18 protein-coding genes and 1 tRNA gene are annotated in these 15552 nt (G+C 69.3%); 15 read left to right on the top strand and 4 right to left on the bottom strand.

What is annotated here, in order from left to right; genetic code table 11:
• Positions 1 to 43: 43 nt before the first annotated feature.
• The gene (locus OG219_RS23190) at positions 44 to 1723 is read right to left on the bottom strand and encodes a helicase HerA-like domain-containing protein (protein WP_266829397.1); all 1680 of its coding nucleotides are present in this window, start codon (positions 1721 to 1723) and stop codon (positions 44 to 46) included.
• A gap of 105 nt (positions 1724 to 1828) precedes the next feature.
• Between OG219_RS23190 and OG219_RS23195 the strand changes: the two genes are divergently transcribed.
• Both OG219_RS23195 and OG219_RS23200 read left to right on the top strand, forming a co-directional pair.
• On the top strand, positions 1829 to 2125 hold the full coding sequence (locus OG219_RS23195; RefSeq protein ID WP_003955420.1) for a type II toxin-antitoxin system VapB family antitoxin: 297 nt from the start codon (positions 1829 to 1831) through the stop codon (positions 2123 to 2125).
• A gap of 217 nt (positions 2126 to 2342) precedes the next feature.
• Entirely contained in the window at positions 2343 to 2993 is a 651-nt protein-coding gene (locus tag OG219_RS23200) for a LytR C-terminal domain-containing protein (RefSeq protein ID WP_266836198.1), read from the top strand.
• 63 nt (positions 2994 to 3056) lie between these two features.
• On the opposite strand, the gene upp is transcribed toward OG219_RS23200, so the two are convergent.
• Positions 3057 to 3692 (bottom strand): uracil phosphoribosyltransferase, encoded by a 636-nt coding sequence (upp, locus tag OG219_RS23205; protein WP_266829399.1) that lies wholly within the window; start codon positions 3690 to 3692, stop codon positions 3057 to 3059.
• 142 nt (positions 3693 to 3834) lie between these two features.
• Here upp and OG219_RS23210 point away from each other — a divergent pair, with 142 nt between their 5' ends.
• The 9 genes from OG219_RS23210 (at position 3835) to OG219_RS23250 (ending at position 9519) form a co-directional block, all read left to right on the top strand.
• Positions 3835 to 4023 (top strand): hypothetical protein, encoded by a 189-nt coding sequence (locus OG219_RS23210; RefSeq protein WP_266829401.1) that lies wholly within the window; start codon positions 3835 to 3837, stop codon positions 4021 to 4023.
• 393 nt (positions 4024 to 4416) lie between these two features.
• Entirely contained in the window at positions 4417 to 4968 is a 552-nt protein-coding gene (locus OG219_RS23215; RefSeq protein ID WP_266829403.1) for a hypothetical protein, read from the top strand.
• Between the two features lie 69 nt (positions 4969 to 5037).
• Positions 5038 to 5469 carry a tRNA adenosine(34) deaminase TadA gene (tadA, locus tag OG219_RS23220; protein WP_266836199.1) on the top strand — a complete coding sequence of 144 codons (432 nt, stop codon included), beginning with the start codon at positions 5038 to 5040 and terminating at the stop codon, positions 5467 to 5469.
• A gap of 62 nt (positions 5470 to 5531) precedes the next feature.
• A tRNA-Ser gene (locus OG219_RS23225) sits at positions 5532 to 5616 on the top strand.
• Between the two features lie 293 nt (positions 5617 to 5909).
• Positions 5910 to 6089 carry a hypothetical protein gene (locus OG219_RS23230; RefSeq protein WP_266829405.1) on the top strand — a complete coding sequence of 60 codons (180 nt, stop codon included), beginning with the start codon at positions 5910 to 5912 and terminating at the stop codon, positions 6087 to 6089.
• A gap of 25 nt (positions 6090 to 6114) precedes the next feature.
• Positions 6115 to 6408: a Dabb family protein gene (locus OG219_RS23235; RefSeq protein ID WP_266829407.1), complete on the top strand. Its 294-nt coding sequence runs from the start codon at positions 6115 to 6117 to the stop codon at positions 6406 to 6408.
• A gap of 192 nt (positions 6409 to 6600) precedes the next feature.
• The gene (locus OG219_RS23240; RefSeq protein WP_266829409.1) at positions 6601 to 7545 is read left to right on the top strand and encodes an RNA polymerase sigma factor SigF; all 945 of its coding nucleotides are present in this window, start codon (positions 6601 to 6603) and stop codon (positions 7543 to 7545) included.
• A 244-nt stretch (positions 7546 to 7789) separates the two neighbouring features.
• Positions 7790 to 8710: an RNA polymerase sigma factor SigF gene (locus OG219_RS23245; RefSeq protein ID WP_266829411.1), complete on the top strand. Its 921-nt coding sequence runs from the start codon at positions 7790 to 7792 to the stop codon at positions 8708 to 8710.
• A gap of 74 nt (positions 8711 to 8784) precedes the next feature.
• Positions 8785 to 9519 (top strand): hypothetical protein, encoded by a 735-nt coding sequence (locus OG219_RS23250; RefSeq protein ID WP_266829413.1) that lies wholly within the window; start codon positions 8785 to 8787, stop codon positions 9517 to 9519.
• A 110-nt stretch (positions 9520 to 9629) separates the two neighbouring features.
• Here the strand turns inward: OG219_RS23250 and OG219_RS23255 are convergent, their stop codons facing one another.
• Entirely contained in the window at positions 9630 to 9833 is a 204-nt protein-coding gene (locus OG219_RS23255; protein WP_266829415.1) for a hypothetical protein, read from the bottom strand.
• A 234-nt stretch (positions 9834 to 10067) separates the two neighbouring features.
• On the opposite strand from OG219_RS23255, the gene OG219_RS23260 reads away from it, so the two are divergent.
• The 4 genes from OG219_RS23260 (at position 10068) to OG219_RS23275 (ending at position 14632) form a co-directional block, all read left to right on the top strand.
• On the top strand, positions 10068 to 10568 hold the full coding sequence (locus tag OG219_RS23260) for a MarR family winged helix-turn-helix transcriptional regulator (protein WP_266829417.1): 501 nt from the start codon (positions 10068 to 10070) through the stop codon (positions 10566 to 10568).
• Positions 10569 to 10655: 87 nt separating this feature from the next.
• Entirely contained in the window at positions 10656 to 13160 is a 2505-nt protein-coding gene (locus OG219_RS23265) for an MFS transporter (RefSeq protein ID WP_266829419.1), read from the top strand.
• A gap of 130 nt (positions 13161 to 13290) precedes the next feature.
• The gene (locus OG219_RS23270) at positions 13291 to 14112 is read left to right on the top strand and encodes a YceI family protein (RefSeq protein WP_266829421.1); all 822 of its coding nucleotides are present in this window, start codon (positions 13291 to 13293) and stop codon (positions 14110 to 14112) included.
• A 49-nt stretch (positions 14113 to 14161) separates the two neighbouring features.
• Positions 14162 to 14632 carry a PPOX class F420-dependent oxidoreductase gene (locus OG219_RS23275; protein ID WP_266829423.1) on the top strand — a complete coding sequence of 157 codons (471 nt, stop codon included), beginning with the start codon at positions 14162 to 14164 and terminating at the stop codon, positions 14630 to 14632.
• A 117-nt stretch (positions 14633 to 14749) separates the two neighbouring features.
• On the opposite strand, the gene OG219_RS23280 is transcribed toward OG219_RS23275, so the two are convergent.
• The gene (locus OG219_RS23280; protein ID WP_266829425.1) at positions 14750 to 15526 is read right to left on the bottom strand and encodes a TetR/AcrR family transcriptional regulator; all 777 of its coding nucleotides are present in this window, start codon (positions 15524 to 15526) and stop codon (positions 14750 to 14752) included.
• Positions 15527 to 15552 lie beyond the last annotated feature (26 nt).

Consider the following 15552-nt stretch of genomic DNA (forward strand, 5'->3'; position numbering starts at 1 on the left):
TCCCAGGGGCGGCCACCTCCGGACGGTGAACAGGTCGGCAGACCTACCGCTTCCGCCGAGCCGTCCCGAACAACGACCGAGTGATCTCCCGCCCGATCTGCGTACCCACAGACCGAGCAAGCGACTTGAACATGCCGCTCCCCACGACCTGCTCGACAACGGAGGCATCCTCCTTGGGCGCCTTGCCCCGCCCTTTGGAGGGCGCCGACGCGGCCTCAGGAGCCGCCGGCTCACGCGCCGGGCGCTGACGCGCAGCCTCCGCCGCCGTGAGCTTCTCGTACGCGGACTCACGATCCACCGCCTGCGCGTACCGCCCGTACAACGCCGACCCCGTCACCGCCGCGTCGAGCACCCCCACATCGACGGGCCCCATCAGCGACTCCGGCGCCCGCAGCCGAGTCACCGCGACCGGCGTAGGCGCACCCTTCTCGCTCAGCACGGTGATCACGGCCTCGCCGGTGCCGAGACCGGTGAGGACCTCCTCGAGGTCGTACGGCGAGTTCGGGAAGGTCTTCACCGTGGCCTTCAGCGCCTTCTGGTCGTCCGGAGTGAAGGCGCGCAACGCGTGCTGGACGCGGTTGCCGAGCTGCCCGAGGACATCGGCGGGGACGTCCTTCGGGGTCTGCGTCACGAAGAAGACGCCGACCCCTTTCGAGCGAATGAGGCGGACGGTCTGCGTGATGGAGTCCAGGAAGGCCTTCGAGGCATCGTTGAAAAGCAGATGGGCCTCGTCAAAGAAGAAAACAAGCTTCGGCTTCTCGGAGTCACCGACCTCAGGAAGGTCGTGAAAGAGATCGGCGAGCAGCCACATCAGAAAGGTCGAGAAGAGCTGAGGTTTGTCCTGAACCTCAGGCAGCTCCAGCACGGACACAACACCCCGCCCGTCCCCCGCCACCCGCAACAGCTCACTCGTGTCGAACTCCGGCTCCCCGAAGAAGGGACTCATGCCCTGCGCCTCGAAGGCGGTGAGCGAACGCAGGATCACCCCCGCAGTCGCGGTCGAGAGCCCGCCGATCCCCTTCAGCTCCGCCTTGCCCTCGTCCGAGGTCAGAAAGGTGGCGACCGCGCGCAGGTCCTTCAGATCGACGAGTTCCAGGCCCTTCTGGTCGGCGTAGTGGAAGATCAGGCCGAGCGACTGCTCCTGGGTCTGGTTGAGCTGGAGCACCTTGGACAGGAGCACCGGCCCGAAGCTCGTGATCGTGGCCCGTACGGGGATGCCGTACCCCATGCCTCCAAGCGCATAGAACTCACTCGGAAATCCGGTCGGGGCCCACTTCTGGTGCACGTCGGCGGCCCGCCCCTGGACCTTGTCGTTCGGGATGCCCGGCGCCGAGATCCCGGAGACGTCGCCCTTGATGTCGGCGAGGAAGACGGGAACGCCCTGCGCGGACAACTGCTCGGCGACGAGCTGAAGGGTCTTGGTCTTGCCGGTGCCGGTGGCGCCGGCGACGAGGCCGTGCCGGTTCAGCATCGGAAGCGGAATGCGGATCTGTACGTCCGGCAGGCACCGCGCGTCCCAGAGGAGGGCACCGAGATCGAGGGCGGGCCCGGAGAAGGCGTATCCGGAGGCGATCTCCAGGGCTTCCCTGGGAAGAGCGGCGGCGCTGCCGATCACCTCGGGGGAGTTGCCGCCCGTCGCGGGAGCGCTCCCCTCCGTCCGAGCAGCGGCAGCCGCGGGCGTGGTCCCGGCAGTGGCCGCAGGTACGGTCTCGCTGTCACTCATATCAGGCCCCTGTTCCCGGTTTGCCCTGATTTAAGGCGTCTTTTCCAGCGTCGCACTCCGCCGCCAAGGCTGCGCCCGGAACGTCTTGACCGGTAGGCTTTCCGTGTGATCTTCAAGCGCATCGGAAACGGCCGGCCGTACCCCGACCACGGCCGGGAAAGCACCCGGCAGTGGGCGGATGTCGCGCCGCGCCCGGTCCGCCTCGATCAGCTGGTGACGACCAAGGGCCAGCTCGACCTGGAAACGCTGCTCGCCGAGGACTCCACGTTCTACGGCGACCTCTTCGCGCACGTCGTGAAGTGGCAGGGCGACCTGTACCTGGAGGACGGCCTGCACCGCGCCGTCCGCGCGGCGCTCCAGCAGCGCCAGGTGCTGCACGCGCGCGTCCTGGAACTGGGCTGACACCCGGACCGATTCGGGACGGACAGCCGGACCGATCGGGACGGACAGCCGAACCGATTCGAGGCCGACAGCCGGTCCGATTCAGGACGGACAGCCGAACCGGCACCGGTTTGTTGACCCTTTCGGGTTGGACTGAGCGCGGGACAATGATCATCTAGTAGTTATCGTCGCCGCGGCGCACTACGCTGCGCCCATGAGCATGCTCACTCCCCCTGGCATGGGCGGCCAGTACCGGATCACGGGCGACAAGTACCCGCGGATGCGCCGACCCCGGGGGCGTCGCAGGCTCGCGTTCCTGGTCGTCGCCTCCGTCACCGCGCTGGGGCTGGCCGGTTGGGGAACCCTCCAGCTCATCGACGTCTTCACGGGCGGCGGCGACAAGGCCGCGGCGGCGGGACCGAAGTCGGACTGCGCCTCGAAGGCAAGCCCTTCCGCCACCGCGTCGGCGACGTCCGCGGCCTCCACCGCGGCCAACGCCAAGGCCCTCCCCAAGCCCGGCCAGATCACGGTCAACGTCTTCAACGCCACGCCCCGCAGCGGGCTGGCCAAGGAGACCGCCGACGAGCTGAAGAAACGTGGCTTCCGGATCGGCGACGTGGGCAACGCGACGGACACGTACGACAAGAAGGTCGAGGGCGCGGGGATACTGCTCGGCGCGAAGACGGCCGCCCAGGCCGCCCTGCCGGTGCTCAACACCCAGCTCTCCGGCGCCCAGCTGAAGACCGACGGCCGCGCGAAGGCCGACCAGGTCGACCTGATCATCGGCACCGGCTTCAAGAACCTGACGACGAAGGAGGACGCCGACAAGGCGCTGGCCGTACTGGCCCAGCCCCAGCCGACGCCCTCCGCCACGAAGAACAGCTGCTGAAGTCCGTACGACTGGACGTCACTTAAGGACGTCCACTTCAAGACGTCCTGAAGTGGACGTCCGTTACTCGGCAGCCCCGTACATCCGGTCCCCCGCATCCCCGAGCCCCGGCACGATGTAGCCGTGCTCGTTGAGCCGCTCGTCGACCGACGCGGTCACGACCGTCACCGGCGTGCCCGCCAGCTCGCGCTCCATGAGCTCGACGCCCTCGGGGGCGGCGAGAAGCACCACGGCGGTGACGTCGTCGGCGCCGCGCTTGATCAGCTCGTGGATCGCCGCGACGAGGGTGCCGCCGGTGGCCAGCATCGGGTCGAGGACGTACACCTGGCGGCCTGAGAGGTCGTCGGGCATGCGGGTCGCGTACGTGGACGCCTGGAGCGTCTCCTCGTCGCGCACCATGCCCAGGAAGCCCACCTCGGCGGTCGGCAGCAGCCGCACCATGCCGTCGAGCATGCCGAGGCCCGCCCGCAGGATCGGGACGACGAGGGGCCGGGGGTAGGAGAGCTTGACGCCGGTGGTCGGGGAGACCGGGGTCACGATGTCGACCTGCTCCGTGCGCACGTCCCTGGTGGCCTCGTAGGCGAGCAGGGTGACCAGCTCGTCGGCGAGCCGCCGGAAGGTCGCGGAATCGGTGCGCCGGTCGCGCAGAGTGGTGAGCTTATGGGCGACCAGGGGGTGGTCGACGACGTGGAGACGCATGTCCACAACAGTAACCGCGCTCCGGGCGCCCGCCACTGTCCCGCCTGATCCCGCAAGGTACGGTCCGGCGCTCCCCTTCACCCGTCCGCTCGCATCAAACCGCCCATCAGGGGGAAAGTGGGAAGGACGGACCTTGGGTGGTGTGCCTGTGCGAGACCCGGACGAGGAGTTTCCCGAGCGGCCGGAGACCGACGCCGAGCGCCGCAGGCGCCGCGCCCAGTTCCTCCGCGACCTGGCCGAGGCGCGCGAACTGCGCGACCGTGTCCAGCCCCGCCGCGCCAAGACGGCGCGCCTGCGCCACGCCATGCGTATGCGCACGTTCCGCTGGTAGCCATCGCTGGTGGTGCCGCGCCACGCGCGCACGGCATCCGCCGACAGCCGAGGGCCCCGCGAGGTGCTTGCGCGCCCTTCACCGGCGGTCGCACCATGTGCTTGCGCATCATCCGCCGGTAGCCACGCCGTGCGGGTGCGCGACATCCGCAGGTAGCCCGCCCGCGCGCCGCCCACGCCGTGAGGGCCGGGAGGTGCGTACGTGGTGCCGACAGCCGCGTACGATCCGCTGTTAGCGATCAAAAGAGGCAGACACAGCAGGCCGAAGACGTCCCCTGAGGGCTCTGTTTCTGCCACGATTCCGAGTGGGTGGGGCTCGGAGAAACGCTCCCCGCCCACAGCCTCCGCCGGGGGGACCGCCAACCGGCACGCCTATGACAGTGGGAGAGTCACGGTGTACTTCGCCGCACTGCTCGCGCGCACCGAAGACGGGTGGGAAGCGAGCGACACAGAGCTGGACGATGTGGAGACCCTGTCGGATCTGACAGATCTGGCACGTGAAGCCTCGGAGGAGGCGGACACGGTACTCGTACTCATCGAGCAGGAGGACGCGTGGTTCGGCGTCCTCCGCCTGGACGGCGAGGAAGACCCTCGCATCTACGTCTCTGACGCCGCCGCGGCTGCCCGCAGCTCGTACGGCGAGATCCTGCTCACCGACGAACTGCTCGGAAGGGAGCCCGGCGACGACGATGTCGCCGACCTCGACTCCCTGGACCTGGACGGCACGGAGGACGGTGAGCCCGACAACGGAAACGACTCCGACGAGGAGGACGAGGAAGCCGCCACCTCCGGTGAGGCCGTGTCGCACAGCCCCGTCGGGGACCGCGACATCCTCGCCGACCTCGGTGTGAGCGAGAAGGAACTGCTCGCCCTGGACGAAGGCGACGCGCTCAGCACGATCGCCGACGCCCTGGGAGCCGCAGAGGTCCTGGAGACCGTCCGTTAGGTTCCCCGGGTGAGCACCGCCGACAAGACCCCCCGACCCGATCCGGTACGCGACCACTGGCGGGCCGCGATGCGGCTCGCCCTGGACGAGGCCCACCGGGCAGTCCGGGGCGGGGATGTCCCCGTCGGCGCCGTGGTGCTCTCCGGGGACGGTACGACGGTGCTTGCGACCGGGCACAACGAGCGCGAGGCGACCGGCGATCCGACGGCGCACGCCGAGGTCCTCGCGCTCCGCAGGGCCGCCGCCAAGTTGGGCGAGTGGCGGCTGTCCGGCTGCACGCTCGTCGTCACCCTGGAGCCCTGCACCATGTGCGCGGGCGCACTCGTGCAGTCCCGGGTGGACCGGGTCGTCTACGGCGCCCGCGACGAGAAGGCCGGCGCCGCCGGCTCCCTCTGGGACCTCGTGCGCGACCGCCGTCTCAACCACCGGCCCGAGGTGATCGAAGGCGTCCTGGCGGACGACTGCGCGCGCCTCCTCACCGACTTCTTCCGCGACCGCTGAGCCCATAGGAGCGCGGGAAACGGATTTCGGACCACGCCCCACCTTGGGGTAAGGTCTCTCTCGGTAGCGTGTCCGAGCGGCCGAAGGAGCTCGCCTCGAAAGCGAGTGTGGCGCAAGTCACCGAGGGTTCAAATCCCTCCGCTACCGCTTGAGAAGGGCCCCGTCGAGAGACGGGGCCCTTCGTGCGTGGGCGGCAAGAAATGACTGTCTCGGGGGAAGCCCGCGGCGTGGACCCCGCAGTGGGGTCCGTCCCGGCCCCGCGGTCTCCTGTCGGATCCGCCGGGGGCGCACTGTCCAGCGTGCGCCCCCGGGACGTCCGCAGGGCCCGGCAAAAGGCCTCGACCAGCGGGCCGTTGGTCCTTAAAGGGGGCGTGAAGGTTACACTCGCCGCCGTCAACAGGCGGCCGCCCACCGGGCGCAGCAATCACAGGGAGGCCGCGATGGCGGTGAATTCGAAGAAGATAGCCGTCTATGTACTCGTGGTCTTCGTGGCCTACGTGATCATCACGGATCCGGAGGGGGCGGCCGACTACGTCCAGATAGGGTTCGAGGGCATATCGAACGCCGCTCAGGGCATCGGCGACTTCATGTCGTGGATCGCCGACGGGGCCCAGAACTGAACCGCCGCACCACCAGGGAGTGCCCGTGATCCGCCATCTGGTCCTCTTGAAGCTCAATGAGGGCGTCCAGCGCGACGACCCGCGCGTCGTCGAGGGCGTCGCCGCCTTCCGCGCGCTCGGCGAGCAGATCCCGGAGCTGCGCTTCTGGGAATGCGACTGGAACATCACCGACCGGCCCATCGCGTACGACTTCGCGATCAACTCCGCCGTCGACGACACCGAGGCGCTGAAGCGGTACTTGGAGCACCCTGCGCACCAGGCGGGTGTCGCGCTGTGGCGCGAGTTCGCGACCTGGGTGATCGCCGACTATCCGTTCTGAGCCGTCGCGCCCATGAGCCTCTCGCCGCAACCGGCGAGGGGCTCATTTGCGTCTTATGCCCCAACTCTCCCTAAATCTCGTTCAACACGACGTTATGGGGTGCTTGCACACAGTGCACATGTCTTGTGATGCTATGACCGCTTTTGACGGATGAGTTGATGGATCTGACGGATCATAGAGGTGGAGTTGACCGTGCCGGCCAGTACTGCGCCTCAAGCACCGCCCCAAGCCCCGCTGCAGGCACTTCCGCAAGCACCGCCCCAGGCCCAGCCGCAAGCCCAGTTGCAAACACCCCCGCAAACGCCCCCGCAGGCACCGCCGCAAGACGTCGTGATCGCGCAGGACCCGCCCCAGGAGGTCGCCCCGGAACGGCGCCGCGGTGCCGACACCCGGGCCCTCACGCAGGTGCTCTTCGGCCAGCTCAAGGGGCTCCAGGCGGGCACTCCGGAGCACAACCGCGTGCGCGGCGCACTCATCGAGGCCAACCTCCCGCTCGTCCGGTACGCCGCCGCCCGCTTCCGCAGCCGCAACGAGCCGATGGAGGACGTCGTACAGGTCGGCACGATCGGGCTGATCAACGCGATCGACCGCTTCGACCCGGACCGCGGCGTGCAGTTCCCGACCTTCGCGATGCCGACCGTGGTCGGGGAGATCAAGCGGTACTTCCGCGACAACGTGCGCACCGTCCACGTACCGCGCCGGCTGCACGAGCTGTGGGTGCAGGTGAACAGCGCGACGGAGGACCTCACGACGGCCTTCGGGCGTTCGCCCACCACCGCCGAGATCGCCGAGCGGCTGCGGATCTCCGAGGAGGAGGTGCTGTCCTGCATCGAGGCCGGACGCTCGTACCACGCGACCTCCCTCGAAGCCGCCCAGGAGGGCGACGGGCTGCCCGGACTGCTCGACCGGCTCGGCTACGAGGACCCGGCCCTCGACGGGGTCGAACACCGCGACCTCGTACGCCACCTCCTCGTACAGCTGCCCGAGCGCGAGCAGCGAATCCTCCTGCTGCGCTACTACAGCAATTTGACGCAGTCACAGATCAGCGCGGAACTGGGAGTCTCCCAGATGCACGTGTCAAGGCTGCTCGCCCGCAGCTTCGCGCGTCTGCGATCCGCAAACAGGATCGAGGCGTAACCGGTAAGAGCTAATCGCTCACCGGCGTCTTTTCCGGCCGTTCGGCGCTGAAAAACCGTCAGACCCCCTCTATCCAGGGCCTATTCACCCCCTCTGTGTCGACATGTCACTTCAGCGTGTTGCCGACATGTGACATTCTGCGGCTAGAGCGTTTGCCGCGGCCTCGCCTCCGGTATTCAGGTGGAGGCTGCGTTCCTCCGACGGGAGCGTCCGCCGCGACCGTCCGCGACCCAAAGGGGGTGGCATGTCCGCAGACCAGGGCAGCTCGAAGGTGCTCACGCTCACGAAGAGCGAACCGGCGCCCGACGCGCTTCACCATGTCGATGTTCCAGCCCTTCCGGCCCCCGATGCCGCTCCGGCCGCCGCGTCCGCCGTGGCCCTCCCGGCGCCCGCAACTTCGGGAGCCATCGACACCCGCACGCTGTCCCGCTCCCTGTTCCTGCGGCTCGCCGCACTCGGTGAGAACAGCCCCGAGCGCGGCTACGTCCGGGACACCCTCATCGAGCTCAACCTCCCGCTCGTCCGGTACGCGGCGGCCCGCTTCCGCTCCCGCAACGAGCCGATGGAGGACATCGTCCAGGTCGGCACGATCGGCCTGATCAAGGCGATCGACCGCTTCGACTGCGAACGCGGTGTCGAGTTCCCGACGTTCGCGATGCCGACGATCGTCGGCGAGATCAAGCGGTTCTTCCGCGACACGTCCTGGTCGGTGCGCGTCCCGCGCCGCCTCCAGGAGCTGCGGCTCGCCCTCACCAAGACCAGCGACGAGCTCTCGCAGCGGCTCGACCGCTCGCCCACCGTCGCCGAACTCGCCGTCGCTCTCGGGGTGTCCGAGGAGGACGTCGTCGACGGCCTCGCGGTCGGCAACGCGTACACGGCCTCGTCCCTCGACTCGCCCGCCCCCGAGGACGACGGCGGCGAGGGCTCCCTCGCGGACCGCCTCGGCTACGAGGACACCGCCCTGGAGGGCGTCGAGTACCGCGAGTCCCTCAAGCCGCTGCTCGCCAAACTGCCGCCCCGCGAGCGCCGGATCATCATGCTCCGCTTCTTCGCGAACATGACCCAGTCCCAGATCGGCGAGGAGGTCGGCATCTCGCAGATGCACGTCTCCCGGCTCCTGACCCGGACGCTCACGCAGCTGCGGGAAGGGCTCATCTCCGACTGAGGGATCGACTCGGAGAACGGTCGATCGGCGGCCCAAGGGTTCATATTTGACGGAGTGTCAGCCACACTGACGCGATGCGCCGACAGTCGATACGTGGTCGCCGGGGTGCCCTTGTGGGTGCCTCGGCGGCTGTGGTGTGCCTGGGGGGCTTGCTCGTCGCCTGCGGCGCCGGAGGCAGCGGGGGCGGTTACGTCGCCGTGCAGCGCCCCGCGTCCGGCCCGGCGGTGGCGCCCACGGGGGACGTGGAGTTGGTCCCTCTGGAGAAGCCCTCGGCGTCCAAGGGCGCGGCGGGGAGCGGGACTTCGGGCGCGTCGCCATCCGCTTCGGGCGGCGGGAGCGGCGCGCAGGTATCGGGGCCGGCGGCTTCGACGGGGAGTGCCGGTGGCGGACGTACGGCATCTCCGGGCGATGCGGACTCCGGGAGTACGAGCGGGAGTTCAGGCGGGAGTTCCGGCTCGGACACGTCCACCGGCGCGCCCCCTGCGACCCCTGCGGAATCCGGGCCCGCCGTGCTCACCGTCGGCGTCCCCGAGCGTGAGAGCGCCGATCAGCGGTGGTGCGAGCGGGTGACCGTCGCCTTCCGCAACACCGGTGGTACGGCGGTGCGTTCGGGCACGGTGACCTTCGGGACGCACATCATCGGGCTGCTCGGGATCGACTGGGCGACGATCGAGTCCGCCGAGGAGCTGCCCGTGCCGATCGCTCCGGGCGCCGAGCGGACGAAGACCTGGACGGTGTGCGTCGACGCGTGGCGCGTGCCGCTGGGCATGCACATCGAGACGCGGGACGTGTCCGTCGAGTGGAAGTAGCGGCGGCGCGGTGGATGTAGCTGCGGCCCAGTGGAAGTAGCCGCAGCCCTGTACAGGCAGCCGCGACCCCCTATGGAAGCGGCCGCGGCGCCTCTCGGTGGACCCTCGCGCTACTTGCCAAGTGCGAGCCAGGCCACCGCCGCAACGACCACCACGGCGAGGACGACGCCGATGATCAGGCCGATGCGGGGACCCGCCTGGGCGGCCACCTGCTGCTGTTGCCGGCCCTGGGGGGCCTCGTCGACGAATGCGCGGAACATCTGGGTGCTTCCCGCGGGGTCGTAGTTGCCCTCGGGGCCCTGGGTGTTTGCCATGGGCCAGGACACTAGCGAACGCGGGACGGTTGCCCAAGTGCGGGGGCCGGGCCCCGGGACCTCCGCGGCGATCCGAACAGCTCACGCGGAGGCCGGGACCACCCTCCCGACCTGCGGGTTTACGTTCGCCAATACTTGCCTTTGCCAAGTTTTTAGGCCCATACCCCCGATTTAGTTTGCCTGTAGCAACCAACATATTTATGGTTGCCCTAAGCAACGAATACGGGAGGTGTGATGGCGGAGCAGGCGCAGTACGAGGAGTTGGCTCGTCAGCTCACTGCCATCGGTGCCGTGAAGAGGGACATGGGGCGGATCCTGCCGCCCGACTGCCCCGGCGGTTCCGCCGCCGTGCTGACGCTGCTCGGCCGGTACGGCGAGATGCGGATGAGCAGGCTCGCCGAGCTGCTCTCCGTGGACATGTCGGTGACCAGCCGGCATGTCGCGCACGTCGCGGACCGGGGCTGGATCGAACGGTCCCCCGACCCGGCCGACAAGCGCTCGCGCATCCTGCGCCTCACCGCCGCGGGCCACGAGCAGCTCGACGAGCTCTCCCGGCGCACGTCACGGCTGCTCGCCGACCGGCTGAGCGACTGGTCCGACGACGAGGTCGGGCAGCTCACCCGGCTCATGACCCGGCTGCGCGAGAGCTTCGGCGACTGCCGTACGGCCGCCCCTCATCGGCCCCCTCACCCGCACTCGTATGCGACAGAACTGACCACCCGTACACCCGTGTAAGTACGAATCCGCATACACGAATCGGCATTTACGAATCCGCAGATACGCACCCGTATGCACGAATCCGTACGTAAGAGAAGGAAGCCCATGGCAACGACCACACCAGCCGGTGTGCGGGCACACGCCAAGCACGGAGGTGGGTCCTCCGACGGCGCTCCGATGACGCACCGGCAGATCATGGAGGCGCTCTCCGGTCTGCTGCTCGGCATGTTCGTCGCGATCCTGTCGTCGACGATCGTCACCAATGCCCTGCCCGAGATCATCGGAGACCTGGGCGGCGGCCAGTCGGCCTACACCTGGGTCGTCACCGCCTCGCTGCTGGCCATGACCGCGACCACGCCCCTGTGGGGCAAGCTCTCCGACCTGTACAGCAAGAAGGCGCTCGTACAGATAGCCCTCGTCGTCTACGTGCTGGGATCGGCCGCCGCGGGTCTGTCCCAGAACCCCGAAATGCTCATCGCCTGCCGTGTCGTCCAGGGCATCGGCGTCGGCGGTCTGTCCGCCCTCGCCCAGATCGTCATGGCCGCGATGATCTCCCCGCGTGAGCGCGGGCGTTACTCCGGCTACCTCGGCGCGACGTTCGCGGTCGCGACCGTCGGCGGCCCGCTGCTCGGCGGTGTCATCACGGACACCTCGTGGCTCGGCTGGCGCTGGTGCTTCTACGTCGGTGTGCCGTTCGCGGTCATCGCGCTGATCGTGCTGCAGAAGACCCTGCACTTGCCGGTCGTGAAGCGCGACGTGAAGGTCGACTGGGGCGGCGCGTTCTTCATCTCCGCCGCGGTCTCGCTGCTGCTCGTCTGGGTCACCTTCGCCGGTGACAAGTACGACTGGGTGTCGTGGCAGACGTACGCGATGGTCGGCGGCTCGATCGTGCTGGGTCTGCTGTTCATCCTGGTCGAGTCCAAGGCGAAAGAGCCGATCATCCCGCTGCGGCTGTTCCGCAACCGCACCATCACCCTGTCCTCCCTCGCCTCGCTCTTCGTGGGTGTCGCGATGTTCACGGGCACGGTGTTCTTCAGCCAGTACTTCCAGCTGGCCCGGGACAAGTCGCCGACGATGTCCGGCGTCATGACCATCCCGATGATCGGCGGCCTGTTCGTCGCCTCCACCGTCTCCGGCCAGATCATCACCAAGACCGGCAGGTGGAAGGCCTGGCTGGTCAGCGGCGGCGTCCTGATCACCGCGGGCCTTGGTCTGCTGGGCACCATCCGGTACGACACGCCCTACTGGCACGTCGCCGTCTACATGGCGCTCCTCGGCCTCGGCGTCGGCATGACGATGCAGAACCTGGTGCTGTCCACGCAGAACCAGGTGGCGCCGGCCGACCTCGGCTCGGCCAGCTCCACGGTGACGTTCTTCCGTTCCCTCGGAGGCGCGATCGGCGTCTCCGCGCTGGGCGCGGTGATGGCCAACAGGATCAGCCACTACGCCACTGACGGCCTGGCGGGCCTCGACCCCAAGTACGCGGCCGCCGCCGCCAGTTCCGGCTCGGACAGCAGCATCCCGGACATGGACACGCTGCCGGGGCCGCTGCGCACCGTGATGGAGAGCGCGTACGGCCACGGCATCGCGGACGTCTTCCTGATCGCCGCCTGCACGGCGCTGCTCGCGTTCCTCGTGATGCTGTTCATCAAGGAGGTCCCGCTGCGGACCTCGGGCGCGCTGGCCCAGGCCACGGAGGCCGCCGAGCCGAAGACGGAGGCTCCGGCCGCCGAGGAGAAGGTCCCGAGCTGGGCCACCGCCGAGCCGCGCACGGAATCCGGCCCCGAAGGCACCCAGCAACTCGCAGCCGCAGCAGTCGCTGCAGAAAGGGAGAGCACCCCCATGTCCAGCGGTATTCCGGTACGCGGGCACGTCCGCGGCGCCGAGAGCGCGCCCGTGCCGCAGGCCGCGGTCACGCTGATCTCGCTCGCGGGACGGCAGCTGGGCCGCTCGGTCGCACAGGCCGACGGCTCCTACGCCGTCGACGCGCCCGGCGTGGGCAGTTACGTCCTGATCGCCTCCGCCGACGGCTTCCAGCCGCAGGCCTCGACGGTCCTCGTGAACGACGAGCCGGTCACCTACGACATCCTGCTGAGCGGCACGAGCGGGCTGAGCGGTGTCGTACGGGCCTCCGAGAGCGGGACCCCGGTCAAGGACGCCATGGTCATCGTGACCGACGTGCGCGGTGACGTGCTGGCCACCGGAACCACCGGTGAGCAGGGCGAGTTCACCTTCGCCGAGCTGATCCCCGGCTCGGTGACCGTCGCGGTCAACGCCGCCGGACACCGGCCCGTGGCCCTGCCCGTCGAGGTCGGCGGCGCTGGGGTGACCCGGGTCGAGGTCGAACTCGCCTCGGGCGCCCTGGTCCAGGGTGTCGTACGGGCACCGGGCGGCCCGCTCGGCGACGCGCGGGTCACGCTGGTCGACGCGGCGGGCAACGTGGTCGGCACCGCCAGGACCGGCACGGACGGGGCGTACGCCTTCACCGACCTGGACAGCGGCGAGTACACGGTCATCGCGACGGGTTACCCGCCGGTGGCCACCGCGCTCACCGTCAACGGCCGCGGCGTCGACGCCCACGACATCGAACTCGCCCACCCCGGCGAGTAACCCGACCCCGGCTCGTGGGGCGCGCGCTCTGAGCGGAGGCGCGCCCTCACGGGCCGGTCTTTTTTGACCAAGTCACAGTGCTTTTCAGCGACTTGAAGCTAATTTCAGTTATTTGCAGGGAGAGAACGGGATGGGACTGACCGCGAGGATTCGTACGCGGGACGGATGGGCCGTGTCGCACGCGGTCGTCACGCTGACCGACATGACCGGCGCGCAGGTGTTGCGCGCCGAGGCGGACACCGAAGGAGCCGTGCGACACACGACTCCGCTCGCTCCCGGCGCGTACACGGTGATCGTCACGGCGGTCGGATACGCGCCCGCGGCCTCCAGTGCCATCGTCACGGCGAGCGGACGGGCCGACGCCGGCAATGTGACCCTCGCCCGGCAGGGCGGCACCGAGCTGCCGCCGCCCGGCCCCTGGACCATCGACCCGGCACACTCGTCCGTCGGAGCCGTGGCCCAGCACCTGGGCATCTCCAGCGTGCACGGCCGTTTCACCGAATTCCGGGGGCGGATCGACATCGCCCCGGACGAGACGGCCAAGTCCCGCGTCGAGGCCGTGATCGACGCGTCCTCCATCGACACCGGCAACGCGATGCGCGACGAACACCTGAAGTCCCCGGACTTCCTGGACGTCGTCAGGTATCCCGAGATCACCTACCACTCGACCGGCCTCACCCCCGCCGGCTCCGACCGCTGGACCGTCCACGGCGAACTGACCATGCACGGCGTCGTACGCCCGGTCGACCTGAACCTGGCCTACCTCGGCACCGGCGCCGACCCCTGGGGCGGCACCCGCGCCGCTTTCCGCGCCACCGCGGACCTGCACCGCGAGGACTTCGCGATGAACTACAACCAGGTCGTCCAGGCGGGCATCGCGGCCATCGGCACGACGCTGAAGGTGGAGCTGGACGTCCAGGCCGTGCAGGGCGAATCGCTTCCGCAGGCGTAGGAACGGCAGGGACAGGCAGGCGGCCGTCACAGGCCCTAGGCTGCGAACCATGGCACCGAACACTGCGACGAACACCGCTGTTTCCCGCGACGAACTGCTGGACTTCGTACGTCCCCGCCACCGCGCCATCCTGCTCACCCGCCGCGCCGACGGGAGCCCCCAGGGATCGCCCCTGACCTGCGGGGTCGACGACTCCGGTCGCATCGTCGTCTCGACGTACCCGGAGCGCGCCAAGACCCGCAACGCCAAGCGGGACGAGCGGGTCAGCCTGATCGTGCTGAGCGACGAGTGGAACGGGCCGTGGGTTCAGATCGACGGCAGCGCCGAGGTGCTCGACTCGCCCGACTCCGTCGAGCCGCTCGTCGAGTACTACCGGAACATCGCGGGTGAGCATCCGGACTGGGACGAGTATCGCGAGGCGATGCTCAAGCAGGGTAAGTCGATCATCCGGATCACGCCGGAGAAGTGGGGGCCGGTCGCCACCGGGGGGTTCCCTGCGCGGTTGGCTCCGCAGGAGTAGGAGCGTTTTCTCGCCCCCTCCGCCCCTGCCCGTCCCGTACCAGCCTTTCGGCTGCGGGTGCGTGGGGGCTGGTCGCGCAGTTCCCCGCGCCCCTGAAGGGGCGCGGCCCCCAACCCCTCAGCCCCGCTCCACCATCGTCTCGATCCCCGCGATCAGTGTCTCCAGCGCGAACGTGAAGTCGCGTTCGCGCATCTCCTCGACCGTGTCGCCGCCGCGGGCCTCCAGGAGGTCCGCGGAGCTTGCGAAGTGGGCCGCGAACTGGGGCTGTTCGCCGATCGTGCTCATGGCCTGGCGGTAGTACTCGTCCTGGGTCATCCCGGCGGAGGCGCACCGCTGCACGAAGTGGCCCTCGATCGTGCCGAAGCCGTACACGAACTGGAAGACCGCAGAGAGCGCGCCCATCTGTCCGTGCGGGGGCAGCCCCGTCCTGCGGATCACCTCATGGACGCGGAGCGAGAAGGCCATCGAGTGCGGGCCGATGTTCAGGAAGGTGCCGATGAGCGGGGACACCCAGGGGTGGCGCACCAGCAGAGCCCGGTAGCCAGCGGCGATGAAGCGCAGCTGGTCGCGCCAGTCCTCACCCGACTCGGCGTCCGGCAGCTCCAGTTCGCCGAAGACCGCGTCGAGGGCGAGTTCGAGCAGGTCGTCCTTGGTGTCGACGTACCAGTACACGGACATCGCGGTGACGTTCAGCTCGGCGGCCAGCCGGCGCATGGAGAACTTCGCCATCCCCTCGGCGTCGAGCAGCCGCACCGTGACCTCGGTGATCCGGTCCCGGTCGAGCCCCGACGGCTGCCCGCCGCCACGCGAGGCCGCCCCGCCCCGGGGAGCCTTCCCCTCCAGCCAGACACTGGTCCGCGCCGGCCGCTCGGCCCTGTCGGCTGCCCTCACCATGGCGCACCTTCCTCGGAACTCGCGCT

The sequence above is a fragment of the Streptomyces sp. NBC_00038 genome (assembly GCF_026343635.1).
Classification (GTDB): domain Bacteria; phylum Actinomycetota; class Actinomycetes; order Streptomycetales; family Streptomycetaceae; genus Streptomyces.